The following is a 24,237-nucleotide window of genomic DNA, read 5'->3' on the forward strand; positions in this document are numbered from 1 at the left end:
TCCAACACCTCGAACTGGCCGGACCGTGGTTCGATTTCACATGCCGACCCCCAGGCCCGGCGCGCCATCTCGAACCGCGCCCGCACCCAGCATGGGATCAAGCCGAGCCCATCCATAGGCTGCGCCCAGGGGTGTTTCGCCACGGAGGCGCTCGAAGGTGCGGATGACGATCTCGTCCTGCAGGAGATCCTCGTCCTTTTCGGAAATCTCTAGGCGCGAGGACCAGAGGACATAGCCACGCTCATCGCTGAGCTCGAGCGTGACCCTGACATGGCCGCCGACGCCGCGTACCGTTCCCGACAGAATGGTGGCGCACCCCAGCTCCTGCGCCAGGCGCGCCAAGGTGTAGCTTTCCCGACGATATTGATACACCGCGATGCGCGGAGCCACGCGGAGCCCCTCGATACGCTCGGCCACGAAGATGAGCTCGTCGGTGACGCCGTCCACGAAACCTGAGCCATAGGCCGACGGCGTGAGGGCGATGAACGGCATGATCGCCAGCAGGCAGGGATCGGCGTCGGCTTCCGCGCCATGCGGCTTAGCCGTCGGGCGATCGATTGTGGGAACGGCGTTGACCGTAAAGTTCGGCACGTACGAACCTACAGGCATGTCGATACGAACCGGATCGTCCTGCCCCTCGCCCGCATAGTAGAGCGTCAGTTTTCGCCGCAAGCGACGCGCCTCGACCCGGACCGTCGAGTCGATTCGCGGATCGTAGGGGACGTTTCGGCCGTAGAGGGCGTTTCCGATCACGGCCTCCTTCAGGGAGAGGCCCGCCCGTTCCAGCGTTTCGTCGACGACGAAGTTAAGAAACTGGGTCAGCCGCGAAGATCCCGAAAAGACGGCGCTGCGCTGCAGCCGGGTCAGTTGCTCGCGCACCGCGGCCGAAGTGGGACGAGAGGCCTGCGCCGAAATGCACATCATGCCGCCTCCAGGGATACTTGAGATCCGGGCTCGGCCGAACCGTCCATTGCCAGGCGACGGCGCCAGACCTTCGGCGTCAGGCCAACCACTTTGTGGAAGCGTCGCGTGAAGTGCGGTTGGTCACAGAAGCCGCATTCGAGGGCGATCTGCACCAACGGACGATCGGTCGTCTCAAGCAAGTCCATGGCGCGCATGATGCGACGCTCAAGAATGTAGCGCGTCGGCGACACCCCAAAGCTCTGGGTGAAGGCCCGCGCGAGCCGGCTAGTGCTGAGCCGCGCGATCGTGGCCATGTCCTCAAGGCCGATACGGCTGGCCAGATGCCCGTCGACAAACACGCAGAGCCGGTTCACCTGAAACGGCGTGAGGCCTCCGCGTACCTGAGCCTTGGCGCTGTGGCGCTCCTGCTCCACCTCGAGCAACATACAGGCGCGCTCAAGCGTCGACGCCTCGTTCCTGCGGCCTTGCTTGGCATGCAGTTGAAGGGCGTTGCGCAACAGGTCGATGGCGTCCCCGACGAGGGCGCTGGGGCACGGCTGGCCGTCACGGCTGGCGAACGAAAGGCGCTCACTCGGCGTCGTAGGTGTCGCCCGGCCGGCCGGGCGAGGAAGGACGTGCGTCGAGATCATGATCGGCTCCCGCGGCAGCTTGGTGTCAGCCCAAGTGAGCCACAGACGAGGCGGCAAGGCGCGCTAAGGGTTCCTAAGGGGTATTAAGAGACGCAAGCGCCGGTCTTTGGCAGGCTTTGCGCGCGCCCATCGGACGCCAAAGGACGACGAGGGCGATCCCGGCGCCGAGCGCCGAGAAAATCACCGCGACCAAGGTGAAATTTCCGCCGATCTTGAGCAGCGGCAAGAGTGTCAGCGGCGCGAGCGCCGCACCCAGGCGGTTGACCGACCAGGCCAGCGTCGTTGACGCGGCTCGGGTCGATGGCGAAAAGAGCTCGGCCGCGAGCAGCGTCATGACCGGAACATAGAGAGCGCCCGCGACACCGAAGCCGACAACCGCCACGCCGGAGGCCAAGGCGCTCGGCAAGCCGAAGAACAAGCCCACGCAGGCCAACATGATTCCTCCCAGCCAAGCCAGGCTGCGAGACCTCGGCCATCGATCGACGCCCAGGCACGCGCCGACGGCGCCGATCACCGGTCCAAACGCCGCTAGGGCGACGAAATAGAGGCTGTCGGAAAGGTTCATGCCCCGCGACAGCAGGACGGGTCCCGTCAGGAGGGGAAAGCCGACGCCGGCCCACGGCAGCAGGAAATAGAGAACCGAAACCAGGAAAAGGTTTCGCCGCCACGGCGAGGCGGCTCGTGGAGCAGCCTCCCGACAGGGCCCGGCGCGCGCTTCGAACCGCGGGACCACGCGCGAGGCCTCGAACCTGCGCCTTTGTGCGGTGGCGCGGTCCGCGCGCCCGACGGCCGAGAGCCATGCGGCGCTCTCGGGAGCGCGGAGGAAGAGCGGAGACAAGGCAAAGGCCAAGAGCGCCAGGACGCCGAACAGCCCGCGCCAGGCCTCAAGGCCGGCCAGCGGACTTATACTGGCGCCCCGCAGCCAAAAGAGCGCGAGCGGCGGGCCGCAATAGGCGATCGCGCTGGTCATCAGGACAACGACACCACGCCGCCCCGACGGCGCCAGGTCCGTCAGCCACGCGATCAACAACGGTGGAATAGCGCCAAGCGCCAACCCGGACAGTCCACGCGCCGCCACGAGCCAGGCGGTGTCCGGGCTCGCCGCGCAAAGCGCGGACGTGGCCCCCATCAACAAAAGCGAGGCGGCCAGGGCCCGGGTGTAACCCCAACGGCGGGCGGCCAGCCCGCCGAGGGGCGCGCCGACAATGGCGCCGCAATAAGGCGCGGACGAAAGCCAAGCGAGCGCGGACGGCGTCAGGCGGTTGGGCGGCGCGCTGAAAATCGTGGCCAGGGCGCCGCCGAGCGCGATCTCGGTCAAGTCGACGGCCAGCGCGGCGGCCGCGAGGAGCACGACGAGGAGATGAAGTCGTCTCACCTCCGTCAGCGGCGTATGCTCAGGATCGTCCACGGCCGACTCCATCTTCGAAACGTCGATGGACGATACGGCGCCCTTCCGCGCCGAGCGGGTTCTAAAGGTCAGATTCACAACGATTCACAACAGCGCCCCGAGGATCGCGGCATTGTCGGATCATGGGGGCAGGATCGTCACATCGCCGCTTCGGCGCCGCAATCCGCACGCCCACCGGTTTCCTGGCGGGTTTGGCCGGCGCTTGCCTGGCCTGGAGCGCGCAGGCTCAAGTTGACGATCTCGAGCAGGTCGTTGTGACCGCCGCCAAGCGGTCGACCCGCGCCTTCGACACGCCGACGGCCCTGTCGGTCCTGACGAGCCCACAGCTTCGGCGCGCTCACGCCGACGACGCGGCCGACTTCGCCGCGCTTGTACCCGGCCTGACCTATACAGACAGTGGCCCTGGCCAAAAGCGGTATGCTCTGAGAGGGCTGCAGTCGGCCGGCGAACCTGAGGTCGCGCTCTACTATGACGACATACCGATCAGCGGCTTGCCAGGATCCTCGCTCGACACAGGCGACAGCCAGCCTGACCTGAAGCTGTGGGACGTTGATCGCATCGAGGTTCTCCGCGGTCCCCAGGGCACGCTCTACGGAAATGGGGCTATGGGCGGGGCGATCAGGATTCTCTCTCGCGCGCCGGTGATGTCGAACCTCGAAACCGCTGTCGAGAGCGGGATCGGGGCGACGAGCGGCGGGGACGCTTCCTATCGGTTTAGCGGGCTGATCAACCTTCCGCTGATCGACAACCGGCTGGCGGCCAGGGTGAGCGGCTACGTCCGACGCGAGGGCGGATGGATCGACGATCTTTGGCGCTCCGACATCGCCCTGCCCCAGATCGCCGGCGAAAATCGCAACACCGAAAGGACACAAGGCGGTCGCCTGGCCGTGCGATACGCGCCGGGCGGCCGTTTCGAGGCGACGCTCACCGGCTATTTCCAGGACATGGAGACCGACAACGCCTTTGAGGTCTACCCCGCGTTCGCGACCGCAGGCGACCGGTTCGTGTCCAAGGGGTTCGTGCGCACGCCATGGAAAGACCGATCTGCCATGGGCGGTCTGGCGACCTCGTACGATCTTGGATGGGCGACCGCGTCGGCATCGGCGTCCTACCAACACCGTCGTGTTCGCCAGACCCTGGACACCACCCGGTTTCTGCTCAAGCAACTGGGCTGCATCGAGTATTCCTGGCCAGCCGGTTGCGCGGGCGGCGGCGCGATCGTCCCGGCCGCCTCCGCGGCGGACCAACGCCTCAGCGCTTGGTCCGCCGAAGCGCGGCTTGCATCGCCTGACAACCTGGCGCCTTGGTCTTGGATCGCCGGCGTCTTCGAGCAAAGGGCCATCACGCATCGACGGGGGCAGGTGGCCAAGGTGGGCGCCGACGGCCTGATCGACTACGCCGACGACGGAACCGCGCGCAACCGGCTGTTTGCGCGTGACAACAAGGACACTTTCGACCAGTTCGCGGCCTTCGGCGAGCTCACGCGCCGCCTTGGGCCCAAGCTGTCGGCCACCGCGGGCGGGCGCTGGTTTCGCGTTGAAAGAAGCGACCAACAGGTCCTGGTCCAGCAGTTCTTTCCAGGCCAGCCGACCGGCGCTCAGCCTGTCCAGGCGTCGTCCGAAGGCAGGCTCTTCAAGACGTTTCGGATTTCCTATGCGCTAAGCCGCGGCGTCGTCTTCGCGCAGGCCGCCCAAGGCTTCCGCGCCGGTGGGCCAAACTATCCCGGAGGCTTCGACCTCAGCGCTCCGGCATACCGGTCGGACTCGGTCTGGGACTACGAGCTGGGGTGGAAGATCTCGCCGATGGAACGACTGCGCCTGGAGGGGGCGATCTTCGACATCGAATGGAAAGACCTGCAGCAACTCGTGCCGACCCAGCTCTTCAGCTACATCGCCAATGCTGGGAAGGCGCGTTCGCGCGGCTTCGAGGCCACGGCGGAACTCGCGCTGACGCCAGATTGGACCGCGGACTTCGGCTTGACCTACAACGACGCGCACCTCGTTGGCCCGCAGCCCCGGCAAACCGACCCGGCGCTCCAGCTTATGGCGGGCGACAAGCTGGCGAATGTCCCCGACTGGACCTGGCGCGGAGGCGTGGCCTACCGCCGCGCGCTTTCGGCGACGGGACGGCTGGACATGCGCCTGGACGCCCACGGGCAATCGGGTCGCGGCGTCCTGACCTCTCCACGCAATCCGGCCTATTTCCGCCTGAAGGCCTATGGCGTCGCCGACGCCCATGTCGCCTACGAGACCGAGCATGGCTGGCGCGCCGCCCTGGATGTCGAAAACCTTCTCGATGCCTACGCCCCCGTCGCGGGCAAGAGCCTCGACGCCAATCTCGCGCGTGTTGTCACCACCGCTCGCCCGAGGACGATCTGGTTCACGCTCTCCCTGCGTCGCTAGGCGGGGACGACCTTGATGCGAGTTCGGCCAAGCTGTCGGCCGCCCGCCGCGCCCATCCCACGGCCTCCATGGCCCGCGCCGCCGCGCCCGCCGCTTCGAAACGGGCCTGCGCCAGGTCAAGGTCGCCGCAAAGCGCTTGTCTGGCGCCGTCGGCCCGGAGGATTTCCGGACCGCACCATCCACTCCTGCCGGCCTGCGCACGGGCGACCAGCTCGTCGGTCACCAGCGAGGGCTCGATCGTCACCAGGAGTTCATGCTGCATCAGGCCCGCAGGCTCCGGTTCGAAGGCGGCAAGGCGCCCAAGTCGTCCGGCCAACACTGCAGCATACGCCTCGCCCAGCCGCCGCCAGCGATCCAGTGCGTGCCGGCGCGTGTAGTCCAGCAACTGTTCGACCTGCACCTCAGCGGCGGAAAAGTCGCCGTTCCAGAAACTGATCGGGCAGGCGCCGAGCGCCAGGGCCTGGGAAATGGCAAAGGGGCCGTCCTGTTCGGCCAATTGCAAGGCTTCCTGCGCGAGGGTCGCCGCCTCCGCCGCCTTGCCCTCGAGCCAGAGAATCCGCGCGAGGATGATGCGCATGGAAATCCGCCGGTCGACCGCTGTCTGGGCGTAACTCATCGGGATCCCTTTGGCCGGGTGCCTCAGGACGCGTTCGGCGAGCTGGCGCGCGCGCACCTGGTCGCCGGCGTGATGGTGGATCTGGGCGCCGGTTCGATCGGCCAGCAGGATGGCGAGCGGGTCATCGGCTCGCCGTACAATCTCCGAGACGTGATCCGATCGCGCGACCGCCGCAGCGTAGTCGCCCTGCTCCAGGAGATAGAGCCCTTCCTTCAAGAGAGGCTCCACCTTATGCCGCGGATCATCGATGCGGAGGCAGAGCGCGGTCACGCGATCGAACGTGGCCTTAAGCTCGACCGGATCGGTAACCGTATTGAGGTTTAGCGAGCAAAGCGCCGCCGTCAGCCGGATCTCGGAAACCAGATGGGCCGGACTGACCTTGGCCAATTCCTCGAGCGCCACCTGGATCCGGCGCTTGTATTCGTCGATCAGCGACAACTGATATCCGAATGGGAAGGAGGTGGCGGTGAGCGCGGCCCCTAGGGCCACATCGCCACGTGGACCAAAAGCCCACTCCAGCGCGCCGCGCACGTCCTCGACGGTATGGCCGTACTCAGCCAGCCAGTCGGCCCGTCCCAAGGTATCCCAGCGCTCTTGGGCCTCGTTGAGCAAGCCGTTGAAATGGGCGGCGTGGCGCCGCGCCAGGATTTCAGTTTCTCCCGCCTCGGCCAGGCGTTCCTCGGCATAGGCCCGGGTCATGTGGAGGAGGCGGTAGAGGATCGACGGACCGCTGGGGTCGGCGACGATAAGGGATTTCATGGTCAGCGCCATGACGTCTTCGAGCACCGCGTTCGGCGCCAAGCCAGGCTCGCCGACCACCGCCGCCGCCGACTGCAGGAGAAATGGCCCCCGGAAAATCGACAGGCGGCGAAGAACAACGCACTCGCGCGGCGACAGGAGACTGTGGCTCCAATCCATTGTCGCCTGGAGCGACTGCTGACGCGGATCGGCGGTCCTGCGCCCCTGAGCCATGAGCATCATGCGCTCATCCAGCGCCTTGAGCAGGCCCGGTATGCTGAAAATGTCCACTCGGGCGGCGGCCAGCTCGATAGCCAGGGGCAAGCCATCGAGCCTTCGGCAAACCTCGGCGGCGGCCAGCAGATCCTCGTCGGTCGGAACCAAGCTTTCGACGCTTGCCGCCGCGCGTTCAAGAAAGAGCTGGACCGCCGGATAGTCGAGCATCCCGCGCGGATCTGGAGCGTTGGACGGCGGCGGCGCCTCCAGGGCCGCTAACCGGTAGACCCATTCCCCGTCGCCTCGAACCGGCTCGCGGCTGGTGGCAAGGATACGCAGCCCCGGCGCCGAGCGCAGAAGGCGCTCTGACAGGGTGGCCACCGCCATCAACAGGTGCTCGCAGTTGTCCAGGACGAGCACGAAGTCCCGTTCCCCAACGAACGTCGCCAAGCTGGAGAGCGGGTCGCCGGTATGCGCCGACACCCCCATCGACGTGGCCAGGGTCGCAGCCAGCAGCGTCGCATCGCGGACAGCAGCCAACTCAACGAAGACTGGGCGCGCATTCATCGTTTGGACGAGCCGCTCAACCAGGGCGGCCGCCAGGGAGCTTTTACCGACGCCACCTGGGCCGGTGATGGTCACGAAGCGGCGAACAGCCGTCTGCACGGCCAGATCGTCGAGCACGGCTTCACGGCCGATCAACCGCCCCTGCCTCGGCGGCAAGCCTGGATGCGGACGCGCCGGGAGGACGGGTGCGGCCCCGCCCGGCGCGCGCTGAACTTGGCCGACGAACACGTAGCCACGTCCAGGATTGTTCAAGATGTAGCGTTCGCCCGCCCGCCCCTCGCCCAGCAGCCGGCGCAAAGCCGCGACGTGGACCCTGAGGTTGCTTTCGTCGACGAAGGTGTCAGGCCAGGCCAGGGCCATGAGCTCGCGTTTGGTCACCACCTCTCCGGCGCGCTCGACGAGGGCGATCAGGATGTCCAGCGCCCGATCGCTCAGCCGAACCTGCACGTCGCCCTCGGCCAGGATGCGGCGCGAGCGAAAGAGGCGGAAGGCGCCGAAGGTCAGGGCCGCTTCGCCGAAATGTTCGCTGTGCTCGTCGCTCACCCGCGATCCTCGACCAGACCGACGGGCGCGTCATGGCCGCGCCGGTAGGGGTGTAAAGGCCAGCCACTAGCACTTTTCGCCGGCCGTCAAACGTAAGCGCTGGGACTTACGGTCAGCGGGATCGGGGTCTGCGAGAACCGCGCGGGAGCGCCTGCCTTCGAGCTAACGCTCAGCTTACTTGCGACCCCGGCCCAGTGGAGGCGCTATGAAAAATGAGCTCAATTCAATCGGCGGCCGGAATGCGAGACGGCTCGGACCTCCAGCAAAGCGAAGACGAAACCCTTCCGAAGGCGCGCGCCCATCGGTTTGGCCCGTTTCGCTATGCCGAGGCGGGCAATCAGCTCTACGAGAATGGCGTTCGGATCAAATTGGGCAGCCGGGCCGGGGCGATCCTAACCCTGTTGCTCGAAGCTCCAGGCCAATTTTTCACCCGGGAAGCGATTCTGGCGCGGGTCTGGCCCGACATCGTCGTCGAGGCGTCCAACGTCGCGGTGACCGTCGTCGGCCTACGCAAGGCTCTGGGCGAAGCCTATGTGGAGCACGAGGCGGGAAAGGGTTACCGCTTCGCCCAGGACGTCTTCGAAGACCGGCCCGAGCCGGTGACCTCGACCGGACCGGTCCTTGAGGCCGGGATCGCGCGGCTGATCGGTCGCGCAGACGAGCACCTGCGTCTGACGAAACTGATCGCCGCCGAGCGTCTCGTGACGGTCGTCGGCGCCGGCGGAATGGGCAAGAGCAGCCTGACCCGGTCGGTGGTGACCGCGCCCAGTTGCACCAAGTCCGTCTGCTGGGTCGATCTTGGCCCGCTGGCGGAGCCCGCGCAGCTGGCGACGACGATCGGAACGCGCCTAGGACTGGATCCCGCCCCAAGCCTGGACGCGATCGCCGCCCACGTCGGGAGCGAGCCTGTCCTGCTGGTGATCGACAATTGCGAACATCTCGTCGAAGCCTGCGCCGAAGTTTGCGACCTTCTGCTCGCCCGTTGTCCCGGCCTGGTGGTCCTGGCCACGAGCCGGCAACCTCTGCGCCTGGAAGGCGAGCGCCTCTTTCACCTCGGTCCCCTCGCCGTCCCGCCGCGAGAGGAAGGCCTGGGCGCCGCTGTCCAGCTAGCTTTTCCAGCGATGGTGCTTTTTGCGCTGCGCATGGGCGAAGCCGGGGCGAGCGAGCAGCCGTCGGAATCGGAGGTGGGATTGATCGCGGAAGTTTGCCGTCGACTTGATGGTGTGCCTTTCGCCATCGAGCTGGCGGCGGCGCGCGCAGCAATCTTCGGGGTTTCGGCCTTCGCCGAGCAGTTCGAGCGACGTTTTGGCGGCCTGCTCGGCGGGCGCCGCGGCGCGCTCCCTCACCAAAGATCCCTGGAGGCGACTTTGGACTGGAGCTATGACCTTCTAAGTCCAACCGAGCAGGTTCTGTTTCGGCGCCTCGGGGTGTTCAGAGGCTGGTTTCCGGTTGAAGCGGCGATGACCGCCGCCTCCGTGGACGGTTTCGACAGCCACTTTCCAAGCGATCTGGTGGGCCTGGTGGCAAAGTCGCTGCTGTTGCCGGGACCGTCGCGCGGGGGGCGCTATCGCCTGTTGGAGGCGACACGTGACTATGCCGCCGACAAGCTGCGCGCCTGCGGCGAATGGAGTGCGGTCATGCGCGCGCAGGCGACGCATCTGGCTGAGGTCATGGAGACGGCCGAGAGCGACTGGAGCATCTTGCCGCCCGATCGCTGGCGTGAACGATACGCCTATCGCATCGACGACGTCCGGGCCGTGCTCGACTGGGCCCTGGACGAGGGGCACGATCTGGAAGCCGGCATCCGCCTCAGCGCCGCTACGCTGCCTTTCGCCTTTCAGCTTTCCCTGGTGGACGAATTCCGCGGACGCGCCGAACGCGCTGCTCAGCGGCTGAACAGTATCGTCGATCCAGACCCGCTTGTCGAACTGCGCTTGAACGTCGGGCTGAGCATCTTCAGTCTCAACACCGGCAAGGAGGCGCCGGCGGCCGACGTCTCGTTTGCGCGCGCGATGGAGCTCGCCGATCGGCTCGGGGCCAACCGCTATCGCATCGAACCGCTCCAGACCAAGGTCGTCGCCCATATTGAGCATGGCGCCTACGAGGCGGCTTTGGGCTATGCAGCAGAGCTGATGGCCAGCGCCGCTCGAACCGAAGACCCGCTGGCCATCCTGCTGGCCCATCGGGTCCGCGCCCAAGCAGCGCATTTCGCCGGCGACTTCGGCCTTGCCCGATCTGATGCGCGGCGGGTGCTCGCACACAAGGGCCGCACCATCCCCCTCGTCTACAACCGGGCCGTGGTCGATCCGCAGGTGTCGATGCGGGCGATCCTGGCGCGCACCCAGTGGATCGAGGGCTTCGCCGACCAAGCGGCCGAAACCGTCGAAGCCTGTCGCGTACTCGCTGCGACGGCCGGCGCCCTCGCCGAAGTCCAAGCCCTCGCCCTTGCCGCTTGCCCAGTCGCGCTTTGGCGAGGCGACCAAGATCTGGCGTGGTCCTATGTCGACCGACTCCTGGCCGGCGCGCGGCGACACGACCTCGGACGCTGGCTGGTCCTGGGCGAACACTACGCGACACTCCTGGCGACCGACCAGCCGCCTCCAGCCGTGGGCCCGACGACGCTCTTCCAGCAGGAGCAGCTGGCGAGCCTTGATCCACGCTGGTTCGACGACCGGCTCGACGCGCGCGCCCTGGCCGGCGTAACAGGCTGGTGCGCTCCAGAAATGCTTCGCCTCAGTGGAGCGAGACGCCAAGACGCCGCGCCCGAGGACGCCGAGAAGCTCTACCTCAACGCCCTGGCGGCCGCCCGCGATGGCGACGCCTTGGCCTTCGAGTTACGCGCAGCCTGCAGCTTGGCGCGTCTACGCGCGGCGCAGGGACGGCGCGACGAAGCCCTTCGTCCCCTGCGAGCGGCGCTCGGGCGTCTCTCAGAAGGCGCGGCGACACGCGACGTCCGCGCCGCCCGGGCTCTCTTGGAGAGCCTGGATCCTCAGGCCACGTCGCGCGCCGATCCTGGCTTGCCGTGATTAAGGGTCGCCAGGTCGACAAGGCGGCCGCCTTCAAGACGTCGAAGCGTAGCGGCAAGGTCCTCGAGGGCAAGCCGCGACGGCGCGCCGTCTTCCGAGGCGCGAGCCAGCCTCAAGCCGGCGAGCCAGGCCAGGCTGCCCTGTCGCTCGGCCAACGCGATCGCGGTGTCCAGGGTCGCGCGCGCGGCGCTCTCGTCTCCGCCCGCCCGATGCACAAGGGCCTCACAACGCAGCATTTCGGGCGTGCACCAGGCCGGGCCGTTGATGTCGGACTCCCGGAAACGATCGAGCGCAAAAAGCGCTTCGTCTTGCCGTCCCAACCGCGACATGCAAAGCGCCATGACCCCGGTGAACCAAGGCACGAATGGGCCGTAGTGACTTTCCGCCAGCACCGAATGGGCCTCCGCCAGACGCGCCTCGGCGTCCTCGAGATCGCCGGTGCGAGATTGGCAAACGCCCAGAAGGCCAATGGCCACGCCGTAGTGGCTGTCCAACCGGTTGGTCTTGGCGACGGCGAGGATTTCCCGCAGGACCGTCGCGATCCGTCTGGGATCCTCGCGAGCGATCAACCGCGCGGCCCCCACGTACATGAGCGCCTCGGCCATGGGCAGGGCCTTTTGGGTTTGTCGGCCCATGGCCTCGGCCGCTTCGATTTCGCCGAGTCCCTCGCGTACACGCCCCATCTGACACAGGGTGGCGCCGAGCATTCCACGAGCGCCTGGCGTGCGATCAAAGCCCGTATGGCTGACGAAGACACGGCGATCCTCGATCGTCTCGATTGCGAGAAAGCGCGAAAGGTGGGCGTGGGCCACGGCCATCTCACCCAGGTGATGGGCGCTGAGACCCCTCACCCAGGCCGACATGATCGCATCGTGCGCGAGGCCCGTGGACTGGGCGTATGCGGCATGCGCGCCGGCCAAGCGTGACATTTCCGCATAGTTCGGCAGGCGAATGTTCCAGGTCCAATTGGTCAGGAGGTCGGCCGTTGGCGTCACTGAGTTGACGATCAGGCCCGCCGCCTCCGGCGCCCTGGCCCACGCCGCCTTGGCGCTGCGGGGAGCGCCCTTGGTGAACATCGCCGCAGTCCGTATTGCCACGGCCAGGTCCCACCCTTCGACCGAGGCCTTCTGCTCGGCCGACAGCCTGGGCATGATCTCTTCAAGACGAGTATGGCATTCGGCCAGAAGCGAAAGGCCAAGCCACAGAGGCAAGGCCCCGGCAGCGAGGCCGAGCGCAAGGTCAAGATCACCGTCGGCGCCGAGGGCGTATCGAAGCGCCGCCCGCACATTGCCGATCTCCACGCCGTGGGCGGCGATGGGCTCATGGTCGACCTTGGCCCGCGCGCGCCGGAGGAAGTCCCTGAAATAATGCGCATGGCGATCTGCCAGGAGGGTGCGCTCGCCTGCCGCCTCCAGCCGAAGCAACCCGAAAGCCCTGGTGGTTTCCAGGACGCGGAAGCGCAGCTCGCCTTCGCTCACGTCAGCGTGGATGAGGGATTTCAGGGTGAGGCTGGCGAGGACTTCCCCGACTTCGATGTTCGAACCGGGGTCGGGTAGGATCGCCTCAGCCGCTTCCAGCGTGAACCCGCCCGCGAAGATCGCCAGGCGCCGAAGCACCACGCGCTCGTCATCGGAGAGCAGCTGGAAACTCCATTCCAGGGCCGCGTCCAGCGTTCTGTGCCGGGCCGCGCCGCCGCGTCGGTCGGCGCGCAGCAGCCGTAGGTGTTCGTCCAGCCGCTCGGCGATCTGGGCCAGGCCGAACGTCTCGACGAGCGCCGCGGCGAACTCGATCGCTAGCGGAACGCCGTCGAGACGCCGGCAGATCGCGGCGGCCAGAGGCGCGTTGCTCGTGGTGATCTCAAAAGCGGTGCTGGTGGCGGCCGCCCGCTCGGCCAGCAGTTGGACGGCAGGATAGGACAGGACAGCATCGACGTCATCGTCAGAGGTTGTCGGCGGCGTCGCCAGGGGTGGAAGACGATAGACGACCTCGCCCGGAACGTTGAGGGGTTCACGGCTGGTGGCCAGCACCTTGACGGTCGGGCAAGCGTTTGCGATCGCCCCAACCACCGAAGCGACGGTATCGATAACGTGCTCGCAGTTGTCTACGACGACCAGGGCGCTTCGATCTCCCAGGACCGAGACGAGCGCATCGACGGGCTCCCCCGGGGGTAGCTCAAGCCGGAGGGCCGCGGCGATCGTGGAGGCCACATGCTCTCCATCCGTCAGTGGGGCTAGGTCCACGAACCATACCCCGTCGGCGAACCGGCCGAGGTTTGACTGAGCCACGGAAAGCGCCGCCGTGGTCTTGCCCACCCCGGCGGGCCCGGTGATGGTCAGGAAACGGCCTGCCTCGAGCCGGGCGTCGATGCGGGACAAGTCTTCCCCACGACCGACCACTCGCGTCAGCCGCGCCGGTAGATTCTGCCGCGCCCAGGTCAACTCGGCCGTCGGCACGGACCGCTCGGCGCGCGTCTCGACGTCGGCGATCAGGCGATAGCCGCGACCGGGAACATTGACGATGTAGCGCGGGTCGGCGCTCGGGTCCCCCAAGGCCTGGCGAAGGGCCGTGATGTGGACTGTGAGATTGGATTCGACGACATCGGCGTCGGGCCAGACGATTTCCAGTATGTCGCGCTTGGCCACCGTGGTTCCGGCACGCTCGGCCAGGAGCCTCAAGATTCGGCGCGGCCGGGGTCCCAAGCGCACGGCCCGACCGTCACGATAGAGGGCCTGGCCATCGGCGGCGATGACGAACGGTCCGAAAGCCAGGTCGGACATAGACAAAGAATCCACAGCGGGCGGCGAGAGCCAGGATGGTGCGACGCTTCGGTGTCTCCCAGAACAGAGGGGGGACGCGAATTGGCCTGACCATAGCAGTCGGAAAGGGCAACTGCACGTTAGTCGGCAAGCTAACAGGCGATCACGGTAGGAAATGACCAGGCGCCGGGCATCGTTCGTGGGCCTGAGCGCCCATCTGGGCAGCAGGACGTGTCCCTCAGCCACGCCGGCAGACGGACAGTGACCTTGGCTGCCAGCCCCTGTTGATTTCTCCCTGGAGAAACTTTGGAGCGAGAGCGCGTTGCGTCCTGGGTCAGGGCCCAGGGGCCACCGGCTCCAGACACCCGGCTTCCAATGCCGGAGCGTAGAGGCGCTCAATCAAATTGGCGTAGAGCTCGCCGATGGCTGTTCGGCGCAGCTTCAGCGTCGGGGTGAGCACCGCACTGCCCGGCAGCCACGCTTCTGGCACGACCGCGAAACGTTTGATCTGCTCGACCCGGGCCAAGCGCGTGTTCGCTGCACCCAGTCTTTCGGCGACATGCGATCCGAGCCAAGAGGCTCCCGCGACCTCAGCGAGATCAGGGCCCGCGCCGCGATCTATGTGGGCCCGCACGAGATCGGGATCGAGCGCCACGAGAGCGGTGTTGAACGGGCGGCCATCGCCGATCACGCAAACCTGCGCGATGAGGCCGCCCTCTCCCTTCAGGACGGACTCGATATAGGCTGGCGACATGTTGTGTCCGCCCAGGCCGATGATCAGTTCCTTCTTGCGCCCGGTAATCCACAGTTCCCCAGAGGCATCGATCGTGCCGATGTCGCCCGTACGGTACCAACCCTCGGGAGACAGGACCTCCGCTGTCGCCTCCGGCGCCTTGTGGTATCCCGACATGACGGCCGCGCCCCGCAGGAGAATTTCCCCGTCTGGATCGATGCGGATCTCCATGCCCGGCAGCGGCGTGCCAGCCCCGGCTTGCAAGCCCGTTCCCCGCGCGGCCATGGTTCCGGCCGTCGAGGTCTCGCTGGCGCCGTAGATGTCGCCGATCGAAACGCCCAGGCAGGCGAAGAACTCTCGCACTGCTGGCGGTGTTGGCGCAGAGCCAGTATTGAGCGTCTTGGCGCGCGCGAAGCCGAGCCGCTGGCGCAGGGGGGCGAAAATCTGCGCGTCGGCGGTTTCGAACTCTGCCGTCCGGGTTTCGCCGGTGGTGGCTGCTTTGAGATACTCGCGGGCCCGTTCGAGCGCGGCGGCCACGGTCTCACGACCGTGTCGATGGATAAGATCCGCCTCGGCCCTCAGCTTGAGCTTCTCCCACAAGCGTGGAAACGCTCCAAACCAATGGGGTTCGACCGAAGCGAGCAGCCGCGGAAGGTCTTGGGCGTCCGCGCAGGTCGTGACCGTCAGGCCAAATAGCAGCGCGCAGGCGTAGTGGCACGTGCGCTCGGCGACGTGGGCATGGGGCAGCCATGAGATGATGGCGTCGCCGTCGGCTACGCCAGCGCGCGCGCCAATGTCGACCGCCCCCGCCAAGAGATTTGCGTGAGTGAGGCAAACCCCCTTGGGTTCTCCCGTGGAACCGGAGGTGTAGACGATGGTGGCCAAGTCGTCGGGCCTGGTGCGCGAGACCGCATCTGCCAGGCTGATCGGTTCGACCGCCCCGCAGGCCAGGGCGTCGAAGCCGACGAGGGCGGCGTCCGTCGCCACGACCAGGGGCGCCCACGCCCCGTCCAGAACCACGATCGTAGGTGGCCTAGCCGTGTTTTCAATCGCCGCCAGGACGACGGATAGTTTGGAGGCTTCGACAAACAGGACGTCAATGTCGGCGTGACTGACCAAGGCGTTCAGCTGCTCGGCGGAGGCCGTCGGATAGAGCGACACCGGCGTTGCGCCCACCATCAAAGCGGCGATGTCGATCATGAAGTATTCTGGGCGGTTGCTCATCAACAGGCCGACAGCGCGAAGCGGGCCAAGGTCCGCGAGCCCTCCCGCCAAGCGCTCGGCGTCCTCGACAAACCGGCTACGCGACCAGATGCGGTCCGTCTCCCCTTCGATCAGGAAGGGCGCCGTCGGGTCTCGCGCGACGATCGTCTGCAACGCCGAAAGAAGCGTCTCACCGCAATTGTTCGTCTGTTCCGCCACGAGATCCTCCAATTTTCTTCTCCGTTTGGAGAATAAATGATCGGTTCTCCGCGACACTGTCAATTGCGCCTTTCGCAAGCCTCGCTGGCATGAGGGCCCCCGCCAAAGGCAACGCCATGGAGTCGAGACGCCGAGGGAGGCATGCCCCCCCTGTTGACCTGCGCGTCGGCAACCGTCTTGCCTGGCCAGCCCGTTCTCTGGATATGAAGACGGGGCGTCATCTTGGGCGACGCCTGCGGGACATCGAAGTGAACGAACCAGTCAAACACAGGATCAAGGGCTTCGAGCGACGCGAGCGCTTCATGGACGCGGCCGCCGAGATCGTCGTGGCGGAAGGCGTGGCCGCCGTGACTATGGACGGCGTGGCCGAACGGACCGGCGTCGCCAGAGCGCTCGCATACCGCTATTTTTCCGATCGCAACGACCTGTTGAGCGCCCTGTTTGACCGAGAGCACGCGTACTACGTCCAGCGCTGGGAAGCCTCGCTCAAATCGGACGCCTCTTTCGAGGACCGCATCAAAGGCGCGCTGCGCGTCTGGTTTCAGAGAGCTGACGAGCGAGGGGAGCTGTTCTTTCGCCTATCTAGCGACAGTGGCGGTCTGGCGGAAAAGGCCCGGGCGATCCAGAGCACGAATGCGGCGGCCTGGGCCGGCGGACTGCAGCGCGTCTATGGCCTTCCTGCGGCGGCGGCCAAGAACTTCGCTTGGTTGATGGTGGCCGGCACGGCGGGCCTTCTCGCTGCGCGTCTGGAAGGCGGCAATGACGATCAGCTTATTGATGACGTCGCGACCGCCATTGTCGCGGGCGCGGAGGCCTTGGCGCGTCGCTACGGAAGCGCAGCCACCTGAAGCTTGCCATGCCCACTAAGTGACAGTACTGTCACTTAGTGGCTGACAGCCTGTCCGTCACTCAAGCTAGCGGCCAAAGAGCCGCGGAAGGGGGAGACGTGAAGCTATACGGGGCTGAGAATCCGGCGCCCAATCCCAGGCGCGTCAGAATGTTCCTGGCGGAAAAGGGTGCGCACATCGAAGAAGTGCCGCTCGCCCTGCGTGAGCGCGCCCACAAGGCGCCGGCGTTCCTGCAAATCAACTCCCTAGGCCAAGTGCCGGTCCTGGAGTTGGACGACGGGTCGCACCTTTGCGAAAGCGTCAGCATCTGCCGCTACCTCGATGAGGTTCTTCCCGGTCCGAAGCTGTTCGGCGCCGAGGCGCGCGCGCGCGCCGGAGTCGATATGTGGATTCGACGCATCGAGTTCCAGGTGATGATGCCGATCGCTCAGATCTGGCGGCACACCCACCCGTACACCGCCGCGCTCCACCATCAGTATACGGAATTTGGCGAGTCCAACCGGGCCCACTCGGAGCGAGCCTATCGCTGGTTAGACGCCGAGTTGGGCGATCGCGCCTTCATCGCCGGAGATTATTCGATGGCCGATATCGTCGCGCTCAGCACGGTCGATTTCGGGCGCCACATCGGCGTGCCGATTCCAGACGACTGTCTGAATGTCACCCGGTGGTGGGCCGGCGTCTCGTCGCGACAAAGCGCTGCCGCCTAATCAAACAAACGTTTGCTTGAATTGCCAATGTGTCCGTGACGTCCCGTCCAGGGCGTCGACACCGAACAAAGACGACCGGCTCAGCCGGCGAAAAGGGAGGCAATAATCATGATTTTCAAAGGTGAGATTTCACGCGCCAACGGCCTTGCTCGTCGCCTTGCCGCTTGCGCTGCGGGCGCGCCCTTGATCGTGGCCGCGCAAGCCCACGCCCAGACCGCGGCGCCTGTCGTCGATGAGGTCGTCGTAACAGCGCAAAAGCGCGCCGAGAACGTTCAGTCCGTTCCCGTGGCCATCACCGCGGTTCGTGGCGACACCCTTACGGCCTTGAACATTACCCAGCCCCAGCAACTGCAGCTGATCGATCCCAGCGTCCGCTTCAAACAATCCCTGTCCAGCGCGGCGTCGAGCTTCCTCATCCGAGGCCTGGGGACCAGCAGCTTCTCGGCCGGGGTCGAACAGAGCATCTCCACGGTGGTGGACGGCGTTGTCCTGGCCGATCCGTCGAGCCTGGCGACCCTGAGCGACGTCGAGCGGGTGGAAATCCTGCGCGGTCCCCAGGGCATGCTGTTTGGCAAGAACGCCTCGGCCGGTCTTGTGCATTATGTGACGCGCCGGCCGGTGCTCGACGAGACTTCGGTGCGCACCCAAGGTCGCTTCGGCGACAAGGGCGAGCGCGCGCTTGAGATCGTTGGCAACATGCCGTTGGGATCCCATGCCGCCTTGAGGTTCGTGGTCAACCGCTCCGAGCGCGACGCACTTGTGCGAAATGTCGCGCTCGGGGGCACGGGCACAGACCCCCAAGACGTCACCGGCGGCGCTCTGAAGCTTCTGTGGGAGCCGTCGGATAAGCTGAAGATCTATTTCTCGGCTGACAAAACCCAGAACGACGCCTTTTGTTGCTCGTCCACCTGGCGCAAGACGACCCCCGGCTACGCGCCTGACGTGATCAATCGCCAATACGGCGTGGTGGCGGGACCCAAGAACCTCGACGTCGCCGCCAACGGCGCATCCTTCGCCCATAGCAGCGCCCAAGGCGCCGTATTGCAGGTCGACTACGCACTCGGAGACCATACGCTGACCTCGATCAGCGCCTATCGCCAGTCGAAGCGTCGCGGCGCCTATGACGGCGACCTGACGACGGTCAGCTATATCGACTCCAACGGCGGCGGCGGAAAAACCGAATGGGCCACTCAGGAGCTTCGGCTGACCTCGCCGATCGGTGAACGGTTCGACTATGTCGCCGGCCTCTACTTCTTCCACAGCGACGCCGACTCCGAGATCACCCAGGCCGGCGAGCTCACCTGGATCGTGCCTGCGTCCAACGGCGTCCCAATCCGCACAGTACCCAGCCAGCCAGCCGGCACCACGTTTCAGACCACGACCTTCAACCAGATCGCCTCGGACAGCTATGCGGTGTTTGGCCAGGGCTCTGTCCACCTGACGCCGAGCCTGGACTGGATCGTCGGCGGTCGTTGGACAAAGGATGAGCTCACGCTCGACTACCAGCGGGTTTTGACGCCGGGGCGCCCCCTGATCCCGGGCTCGGTGCCGCTGACCTTCACTCAGGCGCAGTCCAACGAAAACGTCTCGTGGCGAACGGGTTTGCGTTACACCCTCTCGCCGGACCTGATGGGCTACGCCACCGTTTCGCGCGGCTATAAGGGCCCCGGTTTCAGCGGCCTCTCGGCGACGACGATCACCGGCGACCAGCGCGTGCAGCCGGAAATTCCCACGAGCTATGAAGCCGGCTTCAAGTCGACCTTCCTGAATCGCCGCCTGCAGTTCAACCTGGCGGCCTACTGGACCAAGGTGCGGGATTTCCAGGCGCAGGTCGCTGATCTTTCCAGCCCGACCTACACCACACGCATCACCAACGCCGGCTCCATCCGCACCAAGGGTGTCGAGTTCAACCTCGTCGCCCAACCGGTCAAGGACCTCGCCCTGACCTTCGGGGGCGCCTACACCGATGCGGTCTACAAGGACTTCAACGGCGTCCAGTGTTACTTCGGCCAGCCGAAGGTGGCGGCGGGCGGCCCCTGTACGGCCCCGCCCGCCAGTCCCAATTCGCTGGACGGTTTCTTCAACGCCAAGGGCCTGCCCCTGGCCGGCGTCCCCAAATGGGTGCTGGGCGCAGGCGTGAACTACCAGCACGCCCTCACTGTCGAGACCCATGGCCTGGTTCGCCTGAACTGGAATTGGCAGGACGACACCAACTACTCGGTCAACGGTGATCCAGGCACGATCCAGAAGGCCTATGGCTTGCTCGGCGGCCGCATCGGCGTCGCCGCTGACGACCAGCGGTGGGCGGTCTCGCTCTATGGCAGCAACCTTCTGGACAAGCGTTGGGCCGCCCAGATCAGCCCGACTCCGGTGACGGCCCTAAACCCCGGCGGATACGTCCAGTACTTCAGCCCCGATTCCGTTCGGCGGGTCGGGCTAAGCGTGGATCTGCGCTTCTGACGCTGACGCCTTCGCGGACTCCCTACCCGCGCACCTGCGGAGGGCGTCGCCTCGACGCCCTCCGCGCCTTTCCCGCACACCAGGTGACCCCGTGAGCCAGAACCCCACCGCCGACAACCGCTTCAAGAGCGCGCGCTACGCCTTGGCGGTGCTGCTCGTCGTCTACGTCCTGAGCTTCCTGGATCGTCAGGTCATCGTCATTCTGGCCGAAGGGATCAAAAAGGACCTTGGTCTCAACGACACTCAGGTGGGGCTGATGGCGGGCCTGGCCTTCGCCCTGCTCTACACCCTTCTGGGCCTGCCTCTGGCGCGGTTGGCCGACCATCCGCGGACCAATCGCGTCGGCCTCATCGCCCTGTGCGTTGGGGCTTGGTCTCTGATGACAGCGCTCTGCGGCCTGGCCAATAGCTTCATCCAGTTGCTGCTGGCTCGCGTCGGCGTCGGCATAGGCGAGGCTGGCGGCACGCCCGCCGCCCACGCCCTGATTGGGGAAATGGTCGAGCCGGCCAAGCGATCCTCTGCCCTGGCGATCTACGGCATGGGCATACCGATCGGATCCTTGCTGGGCCTTGTTCTTGGGGGTTTCCTGGCCGACAAGATCGGCTGGCGCGCGACCTTCCTCACACTTGGCGCGCCGGGTGTGCTGGTGGCCTTGCTGCTGGTGCTGACCGTCAAGGATCCACGCCGAACCGGCGTCCAATCGGTTCAGGCCGCGCCCGCCGCCGAGCCATTGAAGATGACCCTTGGCCTGCTGCTGGCGTCCCCGGCCTTCGTTTTGCTTCTGGCGGCCGCGACGGTCGTTTCGTTCTTGGGCTACGGCAAGGGCGTGTGGACGGCCGCGTTCTACATGCGCAGCCATCACCTGTCGGCTGGCCAGGTCGGCCTGTGGCTCGGGCTCAGCAGCGGGCTGGCGGGCGTTTTTGGAACCTGGCTAGGCGGCGCCTTGGCCGAGCGCTTCGGCCGCCTGTCCGCCCGCCATATTCTGACCGCGCCTATTGTCGGACTTAGCCTGGCCTGGCCCTTTCTGCTGGGCGGCTACTCTGTCGCCGACTGGCGGATCTCGATGCTGCTGATCTGCGCGCCAGCGGTCTTCAACAGCCTGTCGTACGGTCCCGCGTTCGCCGTCGTGCAAGGCGTGATCCCACCGCATCGTCGGGCAATGGCCGTGGCGGTGATTTCCGTGGGCCAGAACCTCATTGGCCTGGGGTTAGGCCCCCTGGCCTTCGGCGCGCTCTCCGACCTCCTGACCCCGGCGTTTGGCGTCAACAGCGTACGCGTCGTTTTGCTGGCCGCATCCTTCTTTGGGTTGATCCCGGCCTTCCTCTTCTGGCGCGCGAGCCTTCGATTGGACCGCGAGCTGCAATTCTAAGATCTGCGGGAGACAGCTGATGACCAGCGTGACCGAAATCCTTTCGCGCCCCTTCGGGACGCTCGGCCAAGTGCTCGGCGCTCACGCCGCTGAGCGACCCGATGCGCTTGCGATTATCGATGGCGAGACCTGCGTCAGCTATCGCGAGCTCGACGCCCTTGCGGATCGGATCGCCGCGTCCCTGCAGCGCGACACCGTCCAGCCCGGCGGCAGCATCGCCGTGTGCGCGGCCAATTCACTGGTCTATGCGGCCGTGTTTGTCGGCGCGATCCGGTGCGGCGTCGTCGTTTCGCCCCTGGCCACCTCCTCGACCGCCGCCCAGATCGGACTGATGCTCGCCGATTGCGACGCGCGTTTGCTTTTCGTGGATGCCGAGGTTGCGGCGAGCTTGACCGGATCGATCGATCCGCACGTCAAGATCGTCGGGCTGGACGCTGCCGCCCCTCATCAGTCGTTCGAGAACTGGCTGGCGCCGCCCGGATCGCGGCCCATCCCGGTGGACATCGGTCCTGAGGACGTTTTCAACATCATCTACTCGTCGGGCACGACGGGCACGCCCAAGGGCATCGTCCACACCCATCAGATGCGTTGGAGCGCGATCGGCGGCATGGGCGCTTTCGACGGCAGCCCTTCGATTGTCAGTCTGGTGTCAACACCCCTCTATTCCAACACCACCCTGGCCGCCTTCCTGCCGACCCTGGGCTTGGGCGGCTGCGCCGTGCTGATGAGAAAGTTCGAGGCGACAGCGTTCCTGGAACTGGCGCAGCGGCATCGCGTGAGCCACGCGATGCTGGTGCCGGTTCAATATCGCCGACTGCTGCAGCACCCCGGATTCGACACGTTCGACCTGTCGAGCTTCCGAACGAAGTTTTCGACCTCTGCGCCGTTCCCGGCCGAACTAAAGGCCGAGGTCCTGCGCCGCTGGCCCGGCGGCCTGGTGGACTACTATGGCATGACCGAGGGTGGCGGGGTTCTGGTTCTGGCGGCTCACCTCCATCCTGACAAACTCCACACCGTTGGTCGTCCAGCGCCCGGGCACGATGTGCGTCTGGTCGACGAAAGCGGCCTTGAAGTCGGCCCAGGCGTGGTCGGTGAAGTGGTGGGTCGGTCAGGGGCGATGATGGCGGGCTATAACAACCGTCCCGGCGCCACGGCGGAGGCTGAATGGTTTGACGCCGGCGGCGCGCGCTTCATCCGAACCGGAGACCTTGGTCGCTTCGACGACGACGGCTTCCTCGAGCTGATCGGGCGCAAGAAGGACATGATCATCTCCGGCGGCTTCAACATCTATCCGAGCGACCTCGAAGCCGTCATCGCCCAGTATCCCGACGTGCAGGAGGTGGCTGTGGTCGGTGTTCCGTCAGACCGTTGGGGCGAGACGCCAGTGGCCTTCGTCACGGAGCGACCAGGACGGCGCATAGGCATTGAGGACCTTTCTCAGTTCGTCGCGCAGCGGCTGAACAAGACCCAGCGGCCTTCCTCCTATCGCATCGTGAATGAGCTTCCTCGCTCGCCGATCGGCAAGGTCCTCAAGCGCGAGCTCAGAGCCTCCTGGAACCCGACGGCGTCCCGCGACACCGCGCCGCTCGCCGAACCGCTCAACCAACATTGACTTCTAGCCAGGCAAGGAACGTTTCATGAGCCAACAGATCCCCGCCAGCGGCTTGCAACTTCAGTCAAAAGTCTCCCTCGACGGTGAGCTGGAGATTTCGCTGGCCAAGATCGCCGTCGCGCCGCCAGGGTCCGACGAGATCCTGGTGCGAATGGAAGCCGCGCCGATCAACCCTTCCGACTTGGCGCTGCTGTTTGCGGGAGCGGACATGAGCGAAGCCCGGGTCGAGGTTGGCGCTCATGGGCCGGTCGTGAGGGCGCAGGTTCCTGAGCGGGCGCTAGGCAGCCTCGCCGCGCGCCTTGGGGTTGGCCTACCGGTCGGCAACGAAGGCGCCGGAACCGTCGTAGCCACCGGAGACGCCGATGCCGCCAAGGCCTTGATGGGGCGACGCGTGGCCATCGCCGGTGGATCGATGTACGCGCAATTTCGCACTCTCAAAGCGCATGACGCGATGGTTCTGCCACCAGGTGCCAGCGCCCGGGACGGAGCCTCCTCGTTCGTCAATCCTCTGACCGCCCTTGGCATGCTTGAGACGATGCGTCGGGAGGGCCACACCGCCCTCGTGCACACGGCGGCCGCGTCCAACCTCGGGCAGATGCTCAACAGGATCTGCCTGGCCGACGGTGTCGAGCTGGTCAATGTGGTGCGCAGTCCTGCTCAGGTCATCTTGCTCCGCGATCAAGGGGCCAAGCATGTGGTGGACTCGACCTCCGACACCTTTTTGCCGGACCTGGCCGCGGCGATCGCTCAAACCGGCGCGACCCTTGCCTTCGATGCAATCGGCGGCGGTCGTCTGCTCGGCCAGATTCTGACGGCGATGGAGCAGGCCGCGGTCGCCCAGATGCCCGACTATAGTCGCTATGGGTCAAACACCTTCAAGCAAGGCTATATCTATGGTGGGCTCGACATGGGGCCAACCGAGCTTTCGCGGTCCTACGGATTCGCCTGGTCGATTGGCGCCTGGCTTCTGACACCCTTCCTCCAGCGGATCGGCTCCGATGCCGTGGCCAGGCTTCGCCAGAGGGTCTCCGAGGAGCTGACCACGACCTTCGCCAGCCATTACCAGCAAACATTGTCGCTGAGCCAAGCCATGGATCTGGAGAATATCGCCGCCTATGCGCGTCGCGCGACCGGCGAGAAATACCTGATTGCGCCTAACGACTGATCCGCATCGAGACGCCTCCCGGCCCGCCAGCGCTTAGTGGCCGCAAGCCGGGGGGCGTCCAATCACGAGCATGTCAACTTTCAAGCGGTTGAACCG

General features: G+C 66.1%; 14 protein-coding genes and 1 pseudogene. 9 read left to right on the forward strand and 6 right to left on the reverse strand.

All coding sequences use genetic code 11. The features are described from left to right. Positions 1-36: 36 nt before the first annotated feature. The 3 genes from ACW173_RS00080 to ACW173_RS00090 all read right to left on the reverse strand — a co-directional run bounded on the left by ACW173_RS00080 (position 37) and on the right by ACW173_RS00090 (position 2,961). Entirely contained in the window at positions 37-921 is an 885-nt protein-coding gene (locus tag ACW173_RS00080; RefSeq protein WP_492082871.1) for a hypothetical protein, read from the reverse strand. Further along, positions 921-1,553 carry a helix-turn-helix domain-containing protein gene (locus tag ACW173_RS00085; RefSeq protein WP_492082872.1) on the reverse strand — a complete coding sequence of 211 codons (633 nt, stop codon included), beginning with the start codon at positions 1,551-1,553 and terminating at the stop codon, positions 921-923. The genes ACW173_RS00080 and ACW173_RS00085 overlap by 1 nt, the downstream gene beginning before the upstream one ends. 73 nt (positions 1,554-1,626) lie before the next feature. After that, positions 1,627-2,961: an MFS transporter gene (locus tag ACW173_RS00090; protein ID WP_492082873.1), complete on the reverse strand. Its 1,335-nt coding sequence runs from the start codon at positions 2,959-2,961 to the stop codon at positions 1,627-1,629. A gap of 122 nt (positions 2,962-3,083) precedes the next feature. On the opposite strand from ACW173_RS00090, the pseudogene ACW173_RS00095 reads away from it, so the two are divergent. Beyond that, positions 3,084-3,566: pseudogene (locus tag ACW173_RS00095) on the forward strand (TonB-dependent receptor plug domain-containing protein); the annotation flags it as partial. Then, positions 3,567-5,363, forward strand: coding sequence for a TonB-dependent receptor (locus tag ACW173_RS00100; RefSeq protein WP_492086060.1), 1,797 nt, complete (start codon positions 3,567-3,569; stop codon positions 5,361-5,363). On the opposite strand, the gene ACW173_RS00105 is transcribed toward ACW173_RS00100, so the two are convergent. Then, the gene (locus tag ACW173_RS00105) at positions 5,341-8,043 is read right to left on the reverse strand and encodes an ATP-binding protein (RefSeq protein WP_492082874.1); all 2,703 of its coding nucleotides are present in this window, start codon (positions 8,041-8,043) and stop codon (positions 5,341-5,343) included. The two genes, ACW173_RS00100 and ACW173_RS00105, sit on opposite strands and share 23 nt — an antisense overlap. A gap of 212 nt (positions 8,044-8,255) precedes the next feature. Here ACW173_RS00105 and ACW173_RS00110 point away from each other — a divergent pair, with 212 nt between their 5' ends. Next, positions 8,256-11,069 carry an ATP-binding protein gene (locus ACW173_RS00110; protein WP_492082875.1) on the forward strand — a complete coding sequence of 938 codons (2,814 nt, stop codon included), beginning with the start codon at positions 8,256-8,258 and terminating at the stop codon, positions 11,067-11,069. Here the strand turns inward: ACW173_RS00110 and ACW173_RS00115 are convergent. Then, positions 11,033-13,846 (reverse strand): ATP-binding protein, encoded by a 2,814-nt coding sequence (locus tag ACW173_RS00115; RefSeq protein ID WP_492082876.1) that lies wholly within the window; start codon positions 13,844-13,846, stop codon positions 11,033-11,035. The genes ACW173_RS00110 and ACW173_RS00115 overlap by 37 nt on opposite strands. Before the next feature lie 313 nt (positions 13,847-14,159). Next, the gene (locus tag ACW173_RS00120; protein ID WP_492082877.1) at positions 14,160-15,992 is read right to left on the reverse strand and encodes an AMP-dependent synthetase/ligase; all 1,833 of its coding nucleotides are present in this window, start codon (positions 15,990-15,992) and stop codon (positions 14,160-14,162) included. 236 nt (positions 15,993-16,228) lie between these two features. Between ACW173_RS00120 and ACW173_RS00125 the strand changes: the two genes are divergently transcribed. The 6 genes from ACW173_RS00125 to ACW173_RS00150 all read left to right on the forward strand — a co-directional run bounded on the left by ACW173_RS00125 (position 16,229) and on the right by ACW173_RS00150 (position 24,141). After that, complete coding sequence (locus ACW173_RS00125) at positions 16,229-16,828, forward strand: TetR/AcrR family transcriptional regulator (RefSeq protein ID WP_492082878.1); 600 nt, start codon at positions 16,229-16,231, stop codon at positions 16,826-16,828. Positions 16,829-16,926: 98 nt separating this feature from the next. Beyond that, positions 16,927-17,535, forward strand: a complete 609-nt coding sequence (locus ACW173_RS00130; RefSeq protein ID WP_492082879.1) for a glutathione S-transferase family protein — start codon at positions 16,927-16,929, stop codon at positions 17,533-17,535. A gap of 108 nt (positions 17,536-17,643) precedes the next feature. Then, entirely contained in the window at positions 17,644-19,995 is a 2,352-nt protein-coding gene (locus tag ACW173_RS00135; RefSeq protein ID WP_492082880.1) for a TonB-dependent receptor, read from the forward strand. Between the two features lie 91 nt (positions 19,996-20,086). Then, entirely contained in the window at positions 20,087-21,364 is a 1,278-nt protein-coding gene (locus ACW173_RS00140) for a spinster family MFS transporter (protein ID WP_492082881.1), read from the forward strand. Positions 21,365-21,383: 19 nt separating this feature from the next. Beyond that, the gene (locus ACW173_RS00145) at positions 21,384-22,976 is read left to right on the forward strand and encodes a class I adenylate-forming enzyme family protein (RefSeq protein ID WP_492082882.1); all 1,593 of its coding nucleotides are present in this window, start codon (positions 21,384-21,386) and stop codon (positions 22,974-22,976) included. Between the two features lie 25 nt (positions 22,977-23,001). Further along, positions 23,002-24,141 carry a zinc-binding dehydrogenase gene (locus tag ACW173_RS00150; RefSeq protein ID WP_492082883.1) on the forward strand — a complete coding sequence of 380 codons (1,140 nt, stop codon included), beginning with the start codon at positions 23,002-23,004 and terminating at the stop codon, positions 24,139-24,141. Positions 24,142-24,237 lie beyond the last annotated feature (96 nt).

Source organism: Caulobacter sp. ALps2 (assembly GCF_058681635.1).

What these genes read in the sequence shown, in the direction of transcription:
- ACW173_RS00080 (WP_492082871.1), bottom strand. Translation starts at nt 921, where the DNA reads ATGTGCATTTCGGCGCAGGCCTCTCGTCCCACTTCGGCCGCGGTGCGC.
- ACW173_RS00085 (WP_492082872.1), bottom strand. Translation starts at nt 1,553, where the DNA reads ATGATCTCGACGCACGTCCTTCCTCGCCCGGCCGGCCGGGCGACACCT.
- ACW173_RS00100 (WP_492086060.1), top strand. Translation starts at nt 3,567, where the DNA reads ATGGGCGGGGCGATCAGGATTCTCTCTCGCGCGCCGGTGATGTCGAAC.
- ACW173_RS00110 (WP_492082875.1), top strand. Translation starts at nt 8,256, where the DNA reads ATGAGCTCAATTCAATCGGCGGCCGGAATGCGAGACGGCTCGGACCTC.
- ACW173_RS00115 (WP_492082876.1), bottom strand. Translation starts at nt 13,846, where the DNA reads ATGTCCGACCTGGCTTTCGGACCGTTCGTCATCGCCGCCGATGGCCAG.
- ACW173_RS00135 (WP_492082880.1), top strand. Translation starts at nt 17,644, where the DNA reads ATGATTTTCAAAGGTGAGATTTCACGCGCCAACGGCCTTGCTCGTCGC.
- ACW173_RS00145 (WP_492082882.1), top strand. Translation starts at nt 21,384, where the DNA reads ATGACCAGCGTGACCGAAATCCTTTCGCGCCCCTTCGGGACGCTCGGC.
- ACW173_RS00150 (WP_492082883.1), top strand. Translation starts at nt 23,002, where the DNA reads ATGAGCCAACAGATCCCCGCCAGCGGCTTGCAACTTCAGTCAAAAGTC.